Annotated in this window: 19 protein-coding genes; 15 read left to right on the top strand and 4 right to left on the bottom strand. The window is 46.9% G+C overall.

The annotated features are described in order from the left end of the window. Positions 1 to 42: 42 nt before the first annotated feature. From rfaE1 to cysM, 4 genes are all read left to right on the top strand, one after another. Positions 43 to 972 (top strand): D-glycero-beta-D-manno-heptose-7-phosphate kinase, encoded by a 930-nt coding sequence (gene rfaE1, locus C2747_RS07985; protein ID WP_215331075.1) that lies wholly within the window; start codon positions 43 to 45, stop codon positions 970 to 972. Continuing rightward, the gene (rfaD, locus tag C2747_RS07980; protein ID WP_215331073.1) at positions 969 to 1,988 is read left to right on the top strand and encodes an ADP-glyceromanno-heptose 6-epimerase; all 1,020 of its coding nucleotides are present in this window, start codon (positions 969 to 971) and stop codon (positions 1,986 to 1,988) included. Before rfaE1 ends, rfaD begins: the two co-directional genes overlap by 4 nt. A 97-nt stretch (positions 1,989 to 2,085) precedes the next feature. Beyond that, the gene (locus C2747_RS07975) at positions 2,086 to 2,481 is read left to right on the top strand and encodes a ComEA family DNA-binding protein (RefSeq protein WP_215331071.1); all 396 of its coding nucleotides are present in this window, start codon (positions 2,086 to 2,088) and stop codon (positions 2,479 to 2,481) included. 41 nt (positions 2,482 to 2,522) lie between these two features. After that, positions 2,523 to 3,434: a cysteine synthase CysM gene (cysM, locus tag C2747_RS07970; RefSeq protein ID WP_215331069.1), complete on the top strand. Its 912-nt coding sequence runs from the start codon at positions 2,523 to 2,525 to the stop codon at positions 3,432 to 3,434. 18 nt (positions 3,435 to 3,452) lie between these two features. On the opposite strand, the gene C2747_RS07965 is transcribed toward cysM, so the two are convergent. Continuing rightward, complete coding sequence (locus tag C2747_RS07965; RefSeq protein ID WP_215331067.1) at positions 3,453 to 4,721, bottom strand: lytic murein transglycosylase; 1,269 nt, start codon at positions 4,719 to 4,721, stop codon at positions 3,453 to 3,455. 83 nt (positions 4,722 to 4,804) lie between these two features. Between C2747_RS07965 and C2747_RS07960 the strand changes: the two genes are divergently transcribed. From C2747_RS07960 to C2747_RS07940, 5 genes are read left to right on the top strand one after another with little or no spacing between them, the layout of a single operon-like run. Further along, positions 4,805 to 5,725, top strand: coding sequence for a histone deacetylase family protein (locus tag C2747_RS07960; RefSeq protein ID WP_215331065.1), 921 nt, complete (start codon positions 4,805 to 4,807; stop codon positions 5,723 to 5,725). Between the two features lie 55 nt (positions 5,726 to 5,780). Further along, positions 5,781 to 7,433 carry an acyl-CoA synthetase gene (locus C2747_RS07955; RefSeq protein ID WP_215331063.1) on the top strand — a complete coding sequence of 551 codons (1,653 nt, stop codon included), beginning with the start codon at positions 5,781 to 5,783 and terminating at the stop codon, positions 7,431 to 7,433. A gap of 57 nt (positions 7,434 to 7,490) precedes the next feature. Continuing rightward, positions 7,491 to 8,240, top strand: coding sequence for an electron transfer flavoprotein subunit beta/FixA family protein (locus C2747_RS07950; protein WP_215331061.1), 750 nt, complete (start codon positions 7,491 to 7,493; stop codon positions 8,238 to 8,240). Next, positions 8,241 to 9,176, top strand: coding sequence for an electron transfer flavoprotein subunit alpha/FixB family protein (locus C2747_RS07945; RefSeq protein ID WP_215331059.1), 936 nt, complete (start codon positions 8,241 to 8,243; stop codon positions 9,174 to 9,176). A 53-nt stretch (positions 9,177 to 9,229) separates the two neighbouring features. Further along, the gene (locus C2747_RS07940) at positions 9,230 to 11,017 is read left to right on the top strand and encodes an acyl-CoA dehydrogenase (protein WP_215331057.1); all 1,788 of its coding nucleotides are present in this window, start codon (positions 9,230 to 9,232) and stop codon (positions 11,015 to 11,017) included. 55 nt (positions 11,018 to 11,072) lie between these two features. Here C2747_RS07940 and C2747_RS07935 read toward each other — a convergent pair whose 3' ends face one another. After that, complete coding sequence (locus tag C2747_RS07935; RefSeq protein ID WP_215331055.1) at positions 11,073 to 11,519, bottom strand: hypothetical protein; 447 nt, start codon at positions 11,517 to 11,519, stop codon at positions 11,073 to 11,075. A gap of 42 nt (positions 11,520 to 11,561) precedes the next feature. Continuing rightward, positions 11,562 to 12,086 (bottom strand): META domain-containing protein, encoded by a 525-nt coding sequence (locus C2747_RS07930; RefSeq protein ID WP_215331053.1) that lies wholly within the window; start codon positions 12,084 to 12,086, stop codon positions 11,562 to 11,564. Between the two features lie 253 nt (positions 12,087 to 12,339). Between C2747_RS07930 and rpsP the strand changes: the two genes are divergently transcribed. The 6 genes from rpsP to C2747_RS07900 all read left to right on the top strand — a co-directional run bounded on the left by rpsP (position 12,340) and on the right by C2747_RS07900 (position 16,304). Next, complete coding sequence (gene rpsP, locus C2747_RS07925; RefSeq protein ID WP_011902362.1) at positions 12,340 to 12,585, top strand: 30S ribosomal protein S16; 246 nt, start codon at positions 12,340 to 12,342, stop codon at positions 12,583 to 12,585. Positions 12,586 to 12,678: 93 nt separating this feature from the next. Next, positions 12,679 to 13,242, top strand: coding sequence for a ribosome maturation factor RimM (gene rimM / locus C2747_RS07920; protein ID WP_215331051.1), 564 nt, complete (start codon positions 12,679 to 12,681; stop codon positions 13,240 to 13,242). Positions 13,243 to 13,274: 32 nt separating this feature from the next. Next, positions 13,275 to 14,021 carry a tRNA (guanosine(37)-N1)-methyltransferase TrmD gene (gene trmD / locus C2747_RS07915; protein ID WP_215331049.1) on the top strand — a complete coding sequence of 249 codons (747 nt, stop codon included), beginning with the start codon at positions 13,275 to 13,277 and terminating at the stop codon, positions 14,019 to 14,021. A gap of 126 nt (positions 14,022 to 14,147) precedes the next feature. After that, on the top strand, positions 14,148 to 14,546 hold the full coding sequence (gene rplS / locus C2747_RS07910) for a 50S ribosomal protein L19 (protein WP_215331047.1): 399 nt from the start codon (positions 14,148 to 14,150) through the stop codon (positions 14,544 to 14,546). Positions 14,547 to 14,610: 64 nt separating this feature from the next. After that, complete coding sequence (locus C2747_RS07905) at positions 14,611 to 15,348, top strand: CoA pyrophosphatase (protein WP_215331045.1); 738 nt, start codon at positions 14,611 to 14,613, stop codon at positions 15,346 to 15,348. Further along, positions 15,345 to 16,304, top strand: a complete 960-nt coding sequence (locus tag C2747_RS07900; protein ID WP_215331043.1) for a CobD/CbiB family protein — start codon at positions 15,345 to 15,347, stop codon at positions 16,302 to 16,304. The genes C2747_RS07905 and C2747_RS07900 overlap by 4 nt, the downstream gene beginning before the upstream one ends. Here C2747_RS07900 and rsgA read toward each other — a convergent pair. After that, a complete protein-coding gene (gene rsgA / locus C2747_RS07895) occupies positions 16,249 to 17,262 on the bottom strand; it encodes a ribosome small subunit-dependent GTPase A (protein WP_215331032.1) in 1,014 nt (337 codons plus the stop codon). The genes C2747_RS07900 and rsgA overlap by 56 nt on opposite strands. Positions 17,263 to 17,266: the final 4 nt, after the last annotated feature.

Raw genomic sequence — 17,266 nt, 5'->3', positions numbered from 1 at the left:
ACAAAAGAATCCATTAGATAGATTAGAGAGATTAGTTACATCGTGGAAAAAGCTAACCGAGAACAATTTTCTAAAGCCCGCTTATTGGTAGTGGGTGATGTCATGCTTGATCGCTACTGGTTTGGTGATACGAATCGGATCTCTCCTGAGGCGCCAGTACCAGTTGTTCAGGTAGGCAAGATCGATGAGCGCTTAGGTGGCGCTGCTAACGTAGCTCGTAACGTAGCCGCTCTTGGTGCTGTGACCACGATTTTGGGTGTGATTGGTGATGATGAGGCAGGGAGACGCGTTACAGATCTCCTAAAATCCAGTGGTGTGAATAGCCAATTAGAGATTGATAGCAAAGTGCCGACCACTGTGAAGTTGCGCGTCATTGCAAGACAGCAGCAACTGATTCGTTTGGATTTCGAAGAGGCTCCAAGTGAGGCAGCTTTGGCTCACAAACTCGAGCGCTATGAGAAGCTGGTTGGTGATGCTGATGTCGTGATTTTGTCTGACTACGGCAAGGGTGCATTAGGTCAAGTAACTTTGATGATTGAGCAGGCTCGTGCTCAGAAGAAGACAATTTTGGTTGACCCTAAGGGTGACGACTACGCTAAATATCGTGGCGCTACTGTACTCACTCCAAATCGTAGTGAATTGCGTCAAGTAGTTGGCCAATGGACTAGTGAAGAGGATCTCACCAAGAGAGCCCAAGATCTCAGAAAGTCATTAAACCTCGAGGCGCTTCTTCTCACTCGCTCCGAAGAGGGTATGAGTTTGTTTACCGATGCTGGTGTGAGTCATGTGAAAGCGCAGGCACGCGAAGTGTTTGATGTATCAGGTGCGGGCGATACCGTTATCGGTACACTAGCAGTCGCATTAGCAGCTGGCTGGCCACTAGAAAGAGCGATGGCTTTGGCTAATCGAGCTGGTGGTATTGTGGTTGGTAAGTTGGGTACTGCCACTGTTACTTCTGAGGAATTACAATGACGATTATCGTGACCGGCGCAGCTGGGTTTATTGGTGCCAATATTGTTCAGGCGCTCAATGCCCGTGGCGAGAAAAATATTATTGCGGTCGATGATTTACGCCCGGCCGATAAATATCGCAATCTAGCAGATCTAGACATCATTGATTACCTCGATAAAGACGAGTTTCTGGAAGCATTTAGAAGTGGTCGCTTTGGTAAGGTGAGAGCAGTCTTTCATGAAGGCGCTTGCTCCGATACGATGGAGACGGATGGCATCTTCATGATGGCAAATAATTTCCGTTACACCATGGATTTACTCGATATCTGCACAGAGCAAAAAGTGCAATTACTCTATGCCTCTTCAGCAGCAACCTATGGTGGTTCTGATGTGTTTGTAGAGAGTCGTGAGCATGAGAAGCCGTTGAACATCTATGGCTACTCCAAGTTCCTATTCGATCAAGTGATGCGCAAGCGCTTTGCTGAAAAAGCCAACACTGCACAAGTGGTTGGTTTCCGCTACTTCAATGTCTATGGACCACGTGAATCACACAAAGGTCGTATGGCTTCAGTGGCATTCCACCAGTATCACCAGTACAAAGCCAACGGCAAAGTTAAGCTGTTTGGTGAGTATGGAGGCTATGGCGCAGGGGAACAAAGCCGCGACTTTGTATCAGTAGAAGACGTAGTGAAAGTGAATTTGCACTTCTTGGATCATCCAGAAATTAGCGGGATCTTCAATCTTGGTAGTGGCCGCGCGCAACCATTTAATGATGTGGCTCATGCGGTAGCCAATGCCATGCGTAAAATTGATAATGCCAATCCTGCGAGCCTAGAAGAGTTGGTTAAAGAAAAAGCGATTGAGTACATCCCATTCCCAGATGCGCTTAAAGGTAAGTACCAGTGCTTCACGCAAGCAGATTTAACTAAGCTGCGTGCTGCTGGCTACTCAGAGCCCTTCCTCAATGTAGAGCAGGGTGTCAGTCGTTATATTGCCTGGCTATCAGCCAATGCAGATTTTTTGGCAAGCCCTCTCTAGGAAGCCAAAAGCAGTCAACCGACTGAATCTTTATTCGTTGTAACTAATCCACTTGCACTTTGTGTTGGTGGATTTTTTATTAACCTATGGAGATTAAATGAATCAATTATTAAAGTCTTTAGTATTTTCAGTGTTTGTAGCTGTCTCAGGTTTAGCTGCCGCCTCACCAATCAATGTCAATACTGCAACCCAGTCTGAATTAGAAAGTATCAAAGGAATTGGGCCATCTAAGGCAAAAACAATCATTGCTGAGCGTTTAGATGGTGGGCATTTTCAGGATGCCAATGACCTCCAAAAACGGGTTCGTGGTATCGGTATGAAATCCGTAGAAAAGATGGTGGATAACGGCTTAACTATTGAGGCGCCAAGTTCTTTTCGTGAACCGCATGGCCGCACCAATAAAGAGGGCTCCAAGGCTAGCAGACGTGGCTCACGCGGTCAAAGTGGTGCGCGCCATCATTCGGATCGTGCGGAACCAAGTCGCCGAAATTAAACCCTTTTACGCCTAGCCTAGCTTATGGCTAAAATGGTTTCATGAACACACCCTCTTACTTAACTATTTCACAGACCGTGGGCAATACGCCCCTGGTTCGTTTGCAACGTATTCCGGGCGCTGAAAACGATTCCAAAAATAATCTGATCTTAGGAAAGTTAGAGGGTAATAATCCAGCGGGGTCGGTAAAAGACCGACCTGCGCTGTCGATGATCCTGCGCGCACAAGAGCGTGGAGAAATTAAACCTGGCGACACCCTGATTGAAGCTACCAGCGGTAACACTGGCATTGCTTTGGCAATGACTGCCGCAATGTTGGGCTACAAGATGGTCTTGGTAATGCCTGAAAACCAAAGCATTGAACGTCGACAAAGTATGGCGGCCTATGGAGCAGAACTTATTCTGACAGCAGCTTCTGGTGGCATGGAATTTGCTCGTGACTATTCATCACAATTGCAGAAGGAAGGTCGTGGCAGATTATTGGATCAATTTGCAAACCCAGATAATCCACGCGCTCACATCGAGACGACTGGCCCAGAAATCTGGCGCGATACCGATGGCCAGGTGACACACTTTGTCTCATCGATGGGTACTACTGGAACCATTACCGGAGTCTCTACTTACCTTAAAGCCATGAACCCCAATATTCAGATTATTGGCGCTCAACCGGAAGAGGGTTCGCAGATTCCAGGTATTCGTAAATGGGCTCCAGAGTACCTGCCTAAGATTTACCAAGGCGATAGGGTTGATCGCATAGAGTATGTAAGCCAAGCAGATGCTGAAGAAATGGCGCGTCGCCTTGCGGCCCAAGAGGGCATCTTCTGCGGCATTTCTGCTGGCGGTGCTTTAGTGGTTGCCTTGCGAATCGCTCGCCAGGTTGAAAACGCCACGATTGTCTTTATCGTTTGCGATCGTGGTGATCGCTATTTATCTACTGGGGTTTTTCCAGCATAAGACAATCAAACTTCAACATTAAGTCTGCTTTGGCTTTTTCTTATTGGCAGTTTTCTTAGGTTTAGATTTGGCTGATTCGCTCGCTTTTGTTTCGGGCTTTGCCTTAGGTGTGCTGACCGGTACTACGCTTTGGTTCTTGTAGCCTAGGGCTTCTGCAAACTCTGCAACACTTTGTGCGTAAAAGTAACTGCGGTTGTATTGCACAATCGTTAGAAGGTTATTTAAGCCAACGACATAGCGTACTTGATCGTTACCATCTTTATCGGGATAAGGAAGATCAACAATGAGAGCCTTACTTTGTGGTTCAACGCCACCAGACTGAAGGTCACCTTGCTCATTGGTGAGGATGCCTTTTGTGATGAGTTCTTGAACGGTGTATTTGAGTTGAGGCTCACCATCAGCTAGGGCTCTTGCTTCGCTGATCGCCGCTTCCTGTACTGGGAAGTAAATCGGCATACCAGGCTGCCAACTATGTTTTTTCATGAAATTACCCACACTAGCGATAGCATCTTTAGGGCTTTGCTTAAGGTCAATGTGACCATCACCATCGCCATCCACTGCAAAGTTACGGATGCTGCCAGGCATAAATTGTGGCAAGCCAATGGCACCTGCATAAGAGCTATTTTGATTAAGGCAATTATTAAAGCGAGATGTACTCAAGCCTTGATTACTATTATTGGCTGGCAAGCTGCCACCGCTCTCAGTCCAGCACATAAGGACAAGTTCTTGAAGTTGGTCTTTAAAGAGTTGTTCTCTGCTCGCTTTATTGGGGGTATCGGGATAGCTGAAAGCTAAGGTAGAAAGTACATCCTTGACTCGAAAATTGCCGGTTTGACGGCCATAGATGGTTTCAATACCAATAATGGAGACAATGACTTCAGCTGGAACTCCCGATTCTTGCTCAACTTTACTGAGGAATGCTTGGTTTTGCTCCCAAAAAGCCTTACCAGCCTTCAGACGAACTGGCTCAATAAAGCGCTTGCGATAGGCCACCCAATTCTTTTTAAAGCTGCCTGATGGGGGTAGCACCAATTTACGAATGGAGGGGATCGTTTTGGTATCTAGGAAGCCTGATGCAAGAGTTGTCTGTGGGATTCCCTGGGTTTGGGCAATTTGAGTAATTAGCTCATTAAGGTTTTGGCTAAAACGGGCTTCTGTCGCAACATCCTCAGACTGGTTTACGATAGTCTCTTTAGGACTAGCCTGCTGAATAGGGGTGCTGGAACAGGCAGCAAGTAGTAGCACTATTAATGGTATTGAAGCAAGGTAGGAGACGCGAAAATTCATGGATATGAGGATGGGTTTTTGAAGAGTTGGCAGATTTAATTAGATTATAAAAACTACAGTTTTGCTATTGAGGATTTCTAGTAATGACAACAGGATACATAACTCACCCCGATTTTCTAAAACATGAGATGGGTAGCCATCATCCTGAGTGCCCGGAGCGTATTCAGGCAATCAATGATCAATTAATTCGAAGTGGCATTGATCGCTTGCTGCAGCACCTCGACGCCCCTTTGGCAACTGAAGAGCAGCTAGAGTTAGTTCATAGCCCAGATCATATTGCCTTCGTTAAAGAGCGCTCACCAGCGAGCGGTTACTTTATGCTCGATGGCGACACCATTATGAACCCCCATACTTGGAGTGCTGCGCTACGTGCGGCCGGCGCTGCTATTGCGGGTGTTGATGCGGTAATGAAGGGTGAAGTGGAAAACGTATTTTGCGCAGTTCGACCTCCAGGTCACCATGCAGAGCCAACCCGCTCAATGGGATTCTGTGTTTTTGATAACGTTGCCGTAGCAGCGCGATATGCGATGGAGACATACGGCATTGAGCGCGTGGCCATTATTGATTTTGATGTTCACCACGGCAACGGTACTGAAGCCGCATTTTTTAATGACCCTAATGTACTTATGTGCAGTTTCTTTCAGCATCCGTTTTATCCATACAGCGGCTTAGATAGAGCAAGCAATATGGTGAATGTACCGCTTCCAGCATCTACGCGTGGTGATGTGGTGCGCTCCATAGTAGAAGAGCAATGGTTACCGCGTCTACGAGATTTTGAACCTGAACTCATCATTATTTCTGCGGGCTTTGATGCTCATCGTGAAGATGACTTGGGTCAGATGGGTTTGGTAGAAGATGACTACGCTTGGATTACTAGGCAGTTAAAAGGCGTTGCAAGCCAATACGCTCAGGGCCGTATCGTCAGCTGCCTAGAGGGGGGTTACAACCTTTCTGCTTTAGGTCGTAGCGTAGTAGCGCATGTCAAAGCGCTTGCTGATATTTAATTACAGTCAGATTCCAGAAATCTAGAAATAAAAAAAATCAATATCCAGGGAACACATGGCTAATATTTTTGAGCAGGGTTTAGAGCGTAATTCTGCAAACTTCACTCCGATTACTCCATTATTGTTTCTGGAGCGATCCGCCGAAGTTTACCCAAATCGCTTGGCGGTGATTCACGGCAAGCTACGTCAGACTTGGGCTCAGACTTATGAGCGTTGCCGTCGCTTAGCAAGTGCCTTGCAAAAACAGGGTATTGGCCTGGGTGATACGGTTGCTGTGATGTTGCCCAATACGCCGCCCATGGTTGAGGCGCACTTTGGAATTCCAATGTCGGGTGCGGTATTAAATGCTTTAAATACCCGCCTTGATCCCGAGTCAATTGCTTTTATGCTCAATCATGGTGAAGCAAAAGTCGTGATCGTAGATCCTGAATTTTCGGGGGTGATGAAAAAAGCTCTTGAGATAGCCAAGAAAGAAAGCGGTCGTCAGTTTCTGGTGATTGATGTCGAGGAAACAGAGTTTGATATTCCTGGTGAAAAGCTCGGCAAGCTCACTTATGAAAAGTTCTTGTCTGAAGGTGATCCTCAATTCGCTTGGCAGGTCCCTGCAGATGAATGGCAAGCCATTTGTTTGAACTACACCTCAGGCACTACTGGTAATCCAAAGGGGGTGGTGTATCACCATCGCGGCGCAGCGATCAATGCGATCTCGAATATTTTAGACTGGGATATCAGCAAGCACCCCACCTATCTCTGGACGCTCCCGATGTTCCATTGCAATGGCTGGTGCTTTCCGTGGACGGTGGCGGCACGTGCCGGCATTAATGTTTGCCTACGTCGCGTGGATGCACAACATATATTTGCCGCCATTAAAGATCACGGCGTTACCCATTACTGCGCTGCTCCAATTATGCATAACCTATTAGTTAATGCCCCTGATGAATTAAAAGAAGGAGTACCTGTAGGTGTAAAAGGCTTAATCGCAGGCGCTGCACCTCCTGCATCCATTATTGAGGGGATGGAAAAGCTGGGCTTTGATCTTACGCATGTCTATGGATTAACAGAGACCTATGGACCAGCAGCGGTGTGTGTCAAACAGGATGAATGGAATGATCTTGAGATTGGTGAGAGGGCTCGCCTCAATGCGCGGCAAGGTGTTCGATATCACCTGCAGCAGGCGATTGCCGTTCTTGATCCCGTAACCCTCGAGCCCGTTCCTGCTGATGGCGAGACGATGGGCGAGATTATGTTCAAGGGCAACATTGCCATGAAGGGTTATCTCAAAAATGAGAAGGCAAGCAAAGAGGCTTTTGAGGGCGGCTGGTTTCATTCTGGCGACTTAGCGGTAATGAACCCCGACGGCTATGTGAAGATGAAAGACCGTAGCAAAGACATCATCATCTCTGGTGGTGAAAATATCTCCTCTGTGGAAGTTGAAGATGTTCTTTATCGCCACCCAGCCGTCATGGCTGCTGCAGTAGTTGCCAAGCCAGACACTAAGTGGGGAGAGACGCCTTGTGCCTTCCTGGAAATTAAGCCGGGAATAGAAGTTACGCCTGCTGAGATCATTGCGCATTGCAAGCAGCATCTAGCTGGCTTTAAGGTGCCAAGAGCCATTGTGTTCTGTGAGCTACCAAAGACTTCTACTGGCAAGATTCAGAAGTTTGAACTTCGCAAGCAGGCGGGCTCGGCTTCAGCAATCGACGTCTAACCCCAAATAGCGTTGGGCGGATAAAATATCAAAGTTACTCAAAAATAGAGATCCAGCATGAAAATCTTAGTGGCAGTAAAGCGGGTTGTTGATTACAACGTCAAAATTCGGGTGAAATTAGATAACTCTGGTGTTGATCTAGCAAACGTCAAAATGAGTATGAATCCATTTGATGAGATTGCGGTAGAAGAGGCGGTTCGCTTAAAAGAGGCTGGTGTTGCTACTGAGATAGTGGTGGTTTCTGCTGGCCCCACTCAATGTCAAGAAACCCTGCGTACTGCCTTAGCGATTGGCGCAGATCGTGCCATCTTGGTAGAGACCGATACTGAATTACAGCCTTTAGCCGTTGCAAAAATTCTTAAAGTGCTTTCTGAAAAAGAACAGGCTCAGATCATCATCTTGGGTAAACAGGCGATTGATGATGATAGTAATCAGACGGGTCAGATGTTAGCTAGCTTGATGGATATCCCACAGGCAACTTTTGCTTCTAAAGTAGTCGTTGCTGACGGTAAAGCGAGTGTGACTCGTGAGGTAGATGGCGGCTTGGAAACAATTTCGATTGCGCTGCCTGCAGTCATTACTACTGACTTGCGTTTGAATGAGCCACGTTATGTGACTTTGCCAAACATTATGAAAGCCAAAAAGAAAACTTTAGAAATCGTGAAGCCTGAAGAGCTGGGTGTTGATATTGCTCCACGCCTCAAAACTCTTAAAGTAGAGGAGCCGCCAAAGCGCTCTGCTGGTGTGATGGTGGCTGATGTTGCAGCTTTGGTAGATAAACTTAAAAATGAAGCGAAGGTGATTTAAATGGCCGCACTTGTTATTGCTGAACACGATAATCAATCCTTAAAGGCTGCTACGCTCAATGCCGTAGCGGCTGCTTTGCAGTGCTCCCCTGAGGTGGATGTGTTGATAGTTGGTAGTAGTGCTGATGCTGCCGTTTCTGCTGCCACTCAAATCGCTGGGGTGCGTAAAGTAATTCAAGTGGATGCTGCATCTTTAGCTGATCAACTCGCTGAACCCTTAGCTGCGCAGATTCTCTCTATTGCCAATAGTTATAGTCATATCCTGGCACCGGCAACTGCTAACGGTAAGAATGCCTTGCCACGCGTTGCTGCTAAGTTAGATGTAGCTCAGTTATCGGATGTCACTAAAGTTGTCTCACCTGACACCTTTGAGCGTCCAATTTATGCGGGCAATGCGATTGCTACCGTGCAATCTGCTGACCCAATCAAAGTGATGACGGTTCGCACCACTGGATTTGATCCTGTTGCTGCAAGCGGTGGATCGGCTGCAGTAGAAAAGCAAACTGCTACAGAGGTTTCTGGTGGTTCCTCCTTTGTGGGTCGAGAACTTACGAAATCAGACCGTCCTGAACTCACTGCCGCCAAAATCATTGTGTCTGGTGGTCGTGGTTTAGGCTCTGGTGAGAAGTATCAAGAAATTATTGCGCCCTTAGCTGACAAGCTCGGTGCAGCACTAGGCGCATCTCGCGCTGCAGTCGATGCAGGTTATGTTCCAAACGACTATCAAGTAGGTCAGACCGGCAAGATCGTTGCTCCGCAGTTGTATGTTGCCATTGGTATTTCTGGTGCGATTCAGCATTTAGCCGGCATGAAGGACTCTAAGGTGATCGTAGCGATTAATAAAGATCCCGAGGCACCAATCTTTAGTGTTGCTGATTATGGTTTGGTTGCAGATCTCAATACCGCCGTCCCGGAGTTAACTAACTTACTTGGCTAAGGCATTTAAGAGATCTCTTTAACTGCTCCCATCTTTGATCTATAGGAATACCTATGCCGTATGTAGCCCCAGTAAAAGAAATGCTATTTGTGATGAACGAACTAGCGGGGCTATCTGAAGTTGTTTCTTATCCTTCTTATGCTGAGGCCGGCGCTGATGTAGATTTAGCGCCAGCGATTTTGGAAGAGTCTGCTAAATTTAATCAAGATGTTGTGGCACCCCTCAACTGGCCTAGCGATCAACATCCTAGCTCATTGAAGGATGGTGTCGTCACTACTTCTCCTGGCTTTAAAGAGGCTTTTGAGCAATTTGCTACAGCAGGTTGGCAAGGCGTTGTGCACCCTGCAGAATTTGGTGGTCAAGGTTTACCAAAACTGATTGCCACGGCGTGCTTTGAGATGGTTCACTCTGCAAGTCTGTCATTTGCTTTATGCCCCATGTTGACTGATGGCGCGATTGAAGCTTTGTTAACTGCAGCAAGCCCCGAGATAAAAGAGCGTTATGTACCTAAGATGATCTCTGGGGAATGGACTGGATCCATGTGTCTCACAGAGCCTCAAGCAGGTTCCGATCTATCGATGGTGCGTTCTCGCGCTGTCCCTGATGCTGATGGTACATACAAAGTCTTTGCAACCAAGATTTACATCACCTATGGTGAGCACGACATGGCAAAAAATATTGTCCATCTCGTATTAGCTAGAACGCCAGATGCTCCGGAAGGTGTGAAGGGTATTTCTTTGTTCGTAGTGCCGAAGTTCTTGGTGAATGCAGATGGCTCACTAGGTGAGCGTAATGATGTGCACTGCGTCTCGATTGAGCACAAGCTGGGTATTAAGGCCAGCCCAACTGCAGTCTTGCAGTTTGGTGATCATAGTGGCGCAATTGGCTACTTGGTTGGTGAAGAAAATCGTGGCCTGGAATATATGTTCGTCATGATGAACGCGGCCCGCTTTGCAGTGGGTATGCAGGGCATTGCTGTTGCCGAGCGCGCCTATCAAAAAGCAGTCCAGTACGCCAAAGACCGTGTTCAGAGTCGTGATCTAGAGGGCTCTCCAGGTCCCGTAGCCATTATTCATCAGCCAGACGTGAAGCGGATGTTAATGACTATGCGTGGCAACATTGAGGCATCTAGAGCCTTGGCATATTACGCTGCAGCTGCTTACGATGCACAGCATGCCTCGCCAGATGAAGTGGCTCGCAAGCAGAATCAAGCGGTATATGAATTCCTAGTGCCGATTGTGAAAGGCTTTTCGACTGAGATGTCGATCGACGCTGCGAGTTTGGGTGTTCAGGTACATGGCGGTATGGGCTTTATCGAAGAGACGGGTGCAGCACAACACTATCGTGATGCTCGTATCCTGACTATTTATGAAGGCACCACAGCGATTCAGGCAAATGATTTGATTGGTAGAAAGACAGTGCGTGATGGTGGCGCAACTGCGAAGCTGTTCTCGGACAGAATCCAGCAAACTGAAAAAGATTTAGCAAGCAGTGGCACCGCAGATGCAAAAGCAGTATTGAAGCAGCTAACCCCCGCGCGTGAAGCGTTCGAAGTTTCAGTGGCTTACATTGTGGCTAATGCAAAAACAGATATCAAGGCAGTGTATGCAGGTAGTTTTGCGTACTTGCGTTTATGTGGTTTGGTATTTGGCGCATGGCAAATGGCACGCGCTTTACTGGCCGCACAAGAGTTGCGTGCAGGAGATCCGAATTTCTATGACGCCAAGATTGCCACGGCACGCTTCTTTGCAGAAAATCTATTGCCCCAATCTCAAGCTCTTGCGACTTCGATCTTAGAGAGTGGTCAATCCACTAATGCGCTGACAGCGGAGCAGTTTTAAAACTGGAATAACTATCGCTGCCTGTTAACAGTTGTCGATCAAAAAGCTATCTGTATTACTGGGATAGCTTTTTTGCTTCTTGCAGTTGGGAGATGAAAAATTGTTCAAATGCAATTGCCAAGAAGGTCATCATCACGCCGGCACCCAAGACCAAAGAAAAAATCACCGTCAGTACAACTGGCCAACCAGACTGCGTTGCTCTACTAGGTTCTAAGCCTGGATTAAATTGGGCATCCCACCTTTCATCAGCGCGTAAGCCATAAGCGATAGTGGTCAACCAACTGGCTTCAAGGGTGATGAAGCCGAGGGTGATGAGCACCCAACCTGGTGCAGAGTGAAAGTGCGACTCTTTCAGAATTAAGCAACCAGCGATTCCGCCGATAAAAGAGAATAGTTGTGCCCAGCCCCAGAAGGATTTCAATCCTTGTAAATAAAAACAGTTCAAGCCGGTTCCTGGAAAAAATAATCCAAGTGAGCAGAATAGGAGTTTGTATTTTTTCATTCAGACTTTCAGTGATGGGTTATTGCAATGGCGAACCATTTTTTATTTCGATGAATTATTTTTTTGCATGAAACTTAAAACTTCGCGATCCGCGCCAATCATCAGTAATTGATCGCCATTGCGCACAATCGAGCGGTAATCATTCAATTCATAGAGGAAATCATTTTCCAATTCCATACGCTGGGGTGCACAGGCCATCTTTGTAGTGGCAATTTGATCTAGCGTAAAGCCTCTAGCATCTTCGGTAATGCGTGCAGTAAAGCGATTACAGCCAGTTGATCCGCTCACGCGCTCACCATTGGCATCAAAAGTGATTTGGATGGGGTTGCTATTGTCACCTTGGGGAATTTGTCGGGTGCGCACTTCACCTTTGCTGTTGGGTGCGAGATTCCAACGAACGAGCTCCCATTTAGTGTTACGAAACTCACTGCTCGGAGGGCTAGTTTTGGCGGTGCAGGGCGGGATGACGTTGGCACAAGCCGTCAAAAAACCTAAACCGAGGCAAGAAAGCGTGAGAAAAAAACGCCTTATATGGCCTTTAGAGGGTCTAAAAGTGGCTAATTTCATGGCAATATTTCTATAAGTTATTGTTTTTAATGATAATTTTATAATTCACTGGATACCATTCTACTGTTGAAGCTAAGAAGACGTTCGCTTAAATAGGTGGATCAAGTAGGGGTTTTCGTCTAGAATATGAGCTTTTCCGCTATACCGTGCATTTGTTTTGTTAATTTGCTCAGTTAGTTGGAGTCCAAGATTTTGTAGTAATTTCATTGGGTTGTAATCAACCTGTTTTCATTTTAGATTTTAAGGAATAAGTATGGTCGTCATTCGACTGGCACGCGGCGGTTCAAAGAAGCGCCCTTTTTATAGCATCGTGGCTACAGACAAGCGCAATCGTCGCGACTCGAACTTTATCGAGCGTATTGGTTACTTCAATCCACAGGCAGCAGCGACAGAGCAAGCAATGCGTATTGCTCAAGATCGTTTGACCTATTGGACTGGTGTTGGTGCGCAGATTTCTCCAACTGTAGTTCGTTTGATCAAAAACAATCCTGCGGTTTAAAGACTTCAATTCCAAAGACTCTCTCTTCGCGACAAAGTCTTTGGTAGCAGAATTTATTGGTAGTGTTATTTGGGGATTTGAGGTGGCTTCGATATGAATACACCTTCCCTAAATGATTTGATTGAGCTCGGTGCAGTTCAAGACGCTCAAGGCTTACAGGGTCAGATTAAGGTTCGCCCTCATTCTTCCGATCCAGTAGCTCTCTTATCTAGCAAAGAATTGTGGTTATCCCTCATTCCTCGTCGGAATGCGGGAGTTGCCGCATCTCATGAGCAGGCTTCATTGACTTTGTATCAGGTGAAGCAAGCTAAGATGCATAGCGGCACGGTAGTGATTGCTTTGGATGGTATTTCTGACCGTGATCAGGCGGAGGCCTTAAAAGGTGCTCGCATCTTAGTTACGCGTGAGGTATTTCCTAAGACGGATAGCGATAGTTATTACTGGGTTGATCTAATCGGTTGTAAGGCCATCAACCTTCAGGGCGAAAGTCTGGGTGAGGTGATTGAGGTCAACGATAACGGCGCTCATGGAATCATTGCTCTTGGCGATGCGCAAACCAAAACGGTAAGACAGTTAGTGCCTTTTGTAAAAGAAGCGGTGCAAAATGTTGACTTGCCCAATAGACTGATTACCCTAGACTGGCAATCCGACTGGTAGTTTGGTAGTTAGAAAAGTCATTGATCCCCAATATGCGCTTTGATGTAGTCACCTTATTCCCTGAAATGTTCCCTGCTTTAACGCGGTGGGGAATTACTGGACGCGCCTGCGAACAAGGCCTTGCCAATATCAACCTTTGGAATCCTCGGGATTATTGCTCTGACCCTCGTAAGACTGTGGATGACCGGGCATATGGTGGTGGTCCGGGCATGGTCATGATGGCAAAGCCCTTGGAAGATACGATATCTGCTGTTAAAGCGGCACACCAGTCTCAAAACGTCGCTTCCGGCCCCATTTGCCTCCTCGCCCCTCAGGGAGAGGTCTTTTCTCAGAAGATAGCGACAGATATTTTGAACCATGGCAATTTCACCTTTATTTGCGGTCGATATGAGGCGGTTGACCAGCGTTTTATCGATCGAAACGTCGATTTACAGCTTTCAATGGGTGATTTTGTGGTTTCTGGCGGGGAATTGCCCGCAATGACCATGATGGATGCGGTTATTCGGCTCATTCCAGGCGCCTTAGGTGATGGCGAATCTGCCGTCCAGGACAGCTTTATCAATGGTCTTTTGGACTATCCGCACTACACCCGCCCTGAAATATATGAAAATTTATCGGTTCCGGACGTGCTTTTAGGCGGACATCACGCTAAAATAGCGGATTGGCGTCGGCAGAAGTCTTTAGAGCTGACGCTAAGGCTCAGGCCTGATTTAATTAAATCAGCAAGAGCTAATGGGTTGCTAAGTAAAGAAGATGAGCAATTTCTTCGAACGCTGTAAGTAATTATGGTTTTGAATAAAGTGTTTGTGTTTTGATTTAGTGAAATGGTTTTAACTGCATCCTCTGTCTGGTCCGTTGATGAAAGTCTCGGGATTAAACGCTGACAAGATGTTTAAGGATTAATAATGAATTTGATCGAAAAAATTGAGCAAGAAGAAATTGCTCGCTTAAGTGTTAACAAAGTACTTCCTGCTTTCGCTCCTGGCGACACAGTCGTTGTTGGCGTAAACGTAGTTGAAGGTACGCGTAAGCGTACCCAGGCCTTTGAAGGCGTTGTGATTGCTAAGCGCAATCGCGGACTGAACTCCAGCTTTATCGTTCGCAAGATTTCATCTGGCGAAGGTGTAGAGCGTACATTCCAAACTTACTCACCATTGATCGCTAGCATTGAAGTAAAGCGTCGCGGTGATGTACGTCGCGCGAAGCTGTACTACTTGCGTGATCGTTCAGGTAAGTCTGCACGTATTAAAGAGAAGCTTCCTGCACGCAAAGTCAAGGCAGTTGCTGCGACAGTAGCAGAATAAGGTTTGCTTTAATCCAAAAAGAAGGCGGCCTAGGCTGCCTTTTTTATTGCCCTAAAATAAACTCATGCCAAAGACCCCCAAGCCCCAAGAACAAAGATTAAATGTTGCTGCTCCGCTGGGGTTTGATGCGCAAGCAATTCCAATTCATGAGGTTTGTAGCGATCAGCTCAAAGTGATTGCTCGCCATTTGGAACCATCCAATCTAAAGCATCGCTTTCAGAATCCGCCTGCTTGGCAGCCAGAGATTACTGATGAGAATCGACACGTTATCGCTGCAGATATTATTTCCAAGCGTCAAGCCGCTGGAAAAGTGACTCGGGCAGCCGTCTTAATCCCCTTGCTGCTCAAGAGTGAGGGACTCTCCGTATTGTTGACCCAAAGAACCGATCATTTGCATGACCATGCAGGTCAAATTAGCTTTCCAGGTGGACGGATGGATCCGAGTGATATGGATCCCAATCACACCGCTTTACGGGAAAGTGCAGAGGAAATCGGTTTGGACCCACAAGGGGTCGAGATCATTGGCCATTTACCTCAATATTTAACGGTTTCCGGCTATAGTGTGACGCCGGTTGTGGGCTTGGTAAAACCTCAGGCAGAATATGCTTTAGATGCTTTTGAAGTGGCGGATGTTTTTGAAGTACCTTTACATTTTTTAATGGATCCAGCAAATCATCAAGTGCGAGTCTGGGAGAGTGATCAGGGTAGTCGTCGATTTTATTCAATGCCCTATGAGAATCGTTTTATCTGGGGTGCTACTGCTGGAATGTTGCGTAACCTTTATCATTTATTAAAAGTATGACTTTCTTTTCTATTCTCTTCGCCCTCATTGCTGAGCAATATCGCCCGGTAACCTCGACCCATTGGATCGCGCGCATGAGCGCTCGCTGGCTTGATTGGGTTGCCGGTGAATTCGGTGGCAAGACTGAACAGGGTGCCAGCCCTGTAGGTGCTCGCATGGCCTGCTTAGTGGCGTTCATTCTGCCAACATTCCTGGTCTTTGTGCTTTACGTTGTCTTCATGGTGACCTTCCCAATTCTGGGATTCCTATGGAACGTATTAATTGCCTATCTATTTTTTGGCTTTCGCCAATTTAGCCATTCCTTCACATTAGTTCACGAGGCAATTGCAAATCATGATTTGCCAGCAGCTCGCTTAGCACTGGCGCAGTGGTATGGTCCGGAATTAGATGCTTCTGAACTCACTGAAACTGAAGTAATTTCGCTTGCACTAGAGCGTGCCATTATTGGCTCACATCACCATGTGTTTGGTGTGTTGTTCTGGTTCTTAATGCCCATGGGCCCTGCAGGCGTAGTGTTGTATCGCTTAGCTGATACTGCTGCTCAGCGCTGGTCAGAAAAAGGCGACTTTAATTTAAGTGAAGCAGCACGCCATTTTTTCTACGTATTAGATTGGGTGCCTGCACGCATCACTGCAATGGGCTTTGCGATTGTGGGTAACTTTGAAGGCGCTGTGTATGCATGGCGTCACCTGACTGGTAAATGGTCTGACTCTCTGTCAGCAGTGATCTTGGCATCTGGAAGTGGTGCCTTAGGTGTTCGCTTGGGTGAGCCCATGAGTGAGCCAGATAGCGATGAAGCTTTGCGTATGGCCGAAGCTGGCGAGCCTGTTTTTTACGAAGTGGGTCAGGAGCCAAACGAGCGCACCATGCGTTCCGCCGTCGGCTTGGTATGGCGCTTAGTTATCGCTTGGATGGCTTTATTGCTAATGCTGACCATCGCTCTTTGGCTTGGCTAATGCCCTGAATTTGCGTATCAGCAGTTTTTGAGTCAGAACGTAATTGCCTAAATAGCGCCAGTCTTTCTGGCGCTATTTCATTTTTGTCGACAGCTTCTCGGATTGCGCAATCTGGCTCTGATTGGTGCGCACAGTTATGAAAGCGACACTTGCCCAGCAGATCATGAAACTCCCTAAAGGCATGCTCCAGCTCGCTAACCGACATGTGTGCCAAGCCAAACTCCTGAAAGCCTGGCGAATCAATCAAAGCGCCTAATTTACCGCTAGCATCACGTCCCCAAGCTTCGGGTAGCTCAAAGTAGCGGCAAGCGGTGGTGGTGTGTTTGCCGGTATCTAGGCGAACTGAGTACTCTTGAGTAATCGCAGCTGCATTGGGAACCCAGGCATTGAGTAGACTGGATTTTCCCATGCCAGATTGACCTACAAACACAGATACTTTGCCGCAAATGGCGGGGCGCAATGCTTCTATAGAGGCCTCATCAAACTTCGCGGAAACCTCAGTAACGGGGTAGCCCATACGCGCATAAGGTGCAATGATTTTGCGTGCGTGCTCCAAGTTATCTTTAAGATCACATTTGTTCAGCAAGATATGTAAACCAATTTGATTGGTCTCTGCAGCAACAACCGCTCTTCCTAATAGATCGGGAGAGAAAGCCGGTTGCGTAGCTAGCACGACTAATATTTGATCGACATTAGAAGCAATCAGTTTGCTTTTAAAAGCATCGGATCGATAGAGCAAATTTTCTCGTGGTTCGATGCGAATAATTCGCGCTTGATCAACCGAGGTCATCTCTAGCAACATGCGGTCACCCACGGCACCAATATGCTGCTTAGCCGGAGTGCTGACTTGAATTAATTCACCGGTAGGGGATTCATTTCCGCGCTCATCTTTAACAAAGCGCTGCGCTAAATAATGCCTTCCATAGGAGGCAGTCAGTAGCGCATGAAATTGTTCCATTAAT

It is taken from the genome of Polynucleobacter corsicus, assembly GCF_018688255.1.
Lineage (GTDB): Bacteria > Pseudomonadota > Gammaproteobacteria > Burkholderiales > Burkholderiaceae > Polynucleobacter > Polynucleobacter corsicus.
This window is presented reverse-complemented; position numbering and strand designations above follow the sequence as displayed.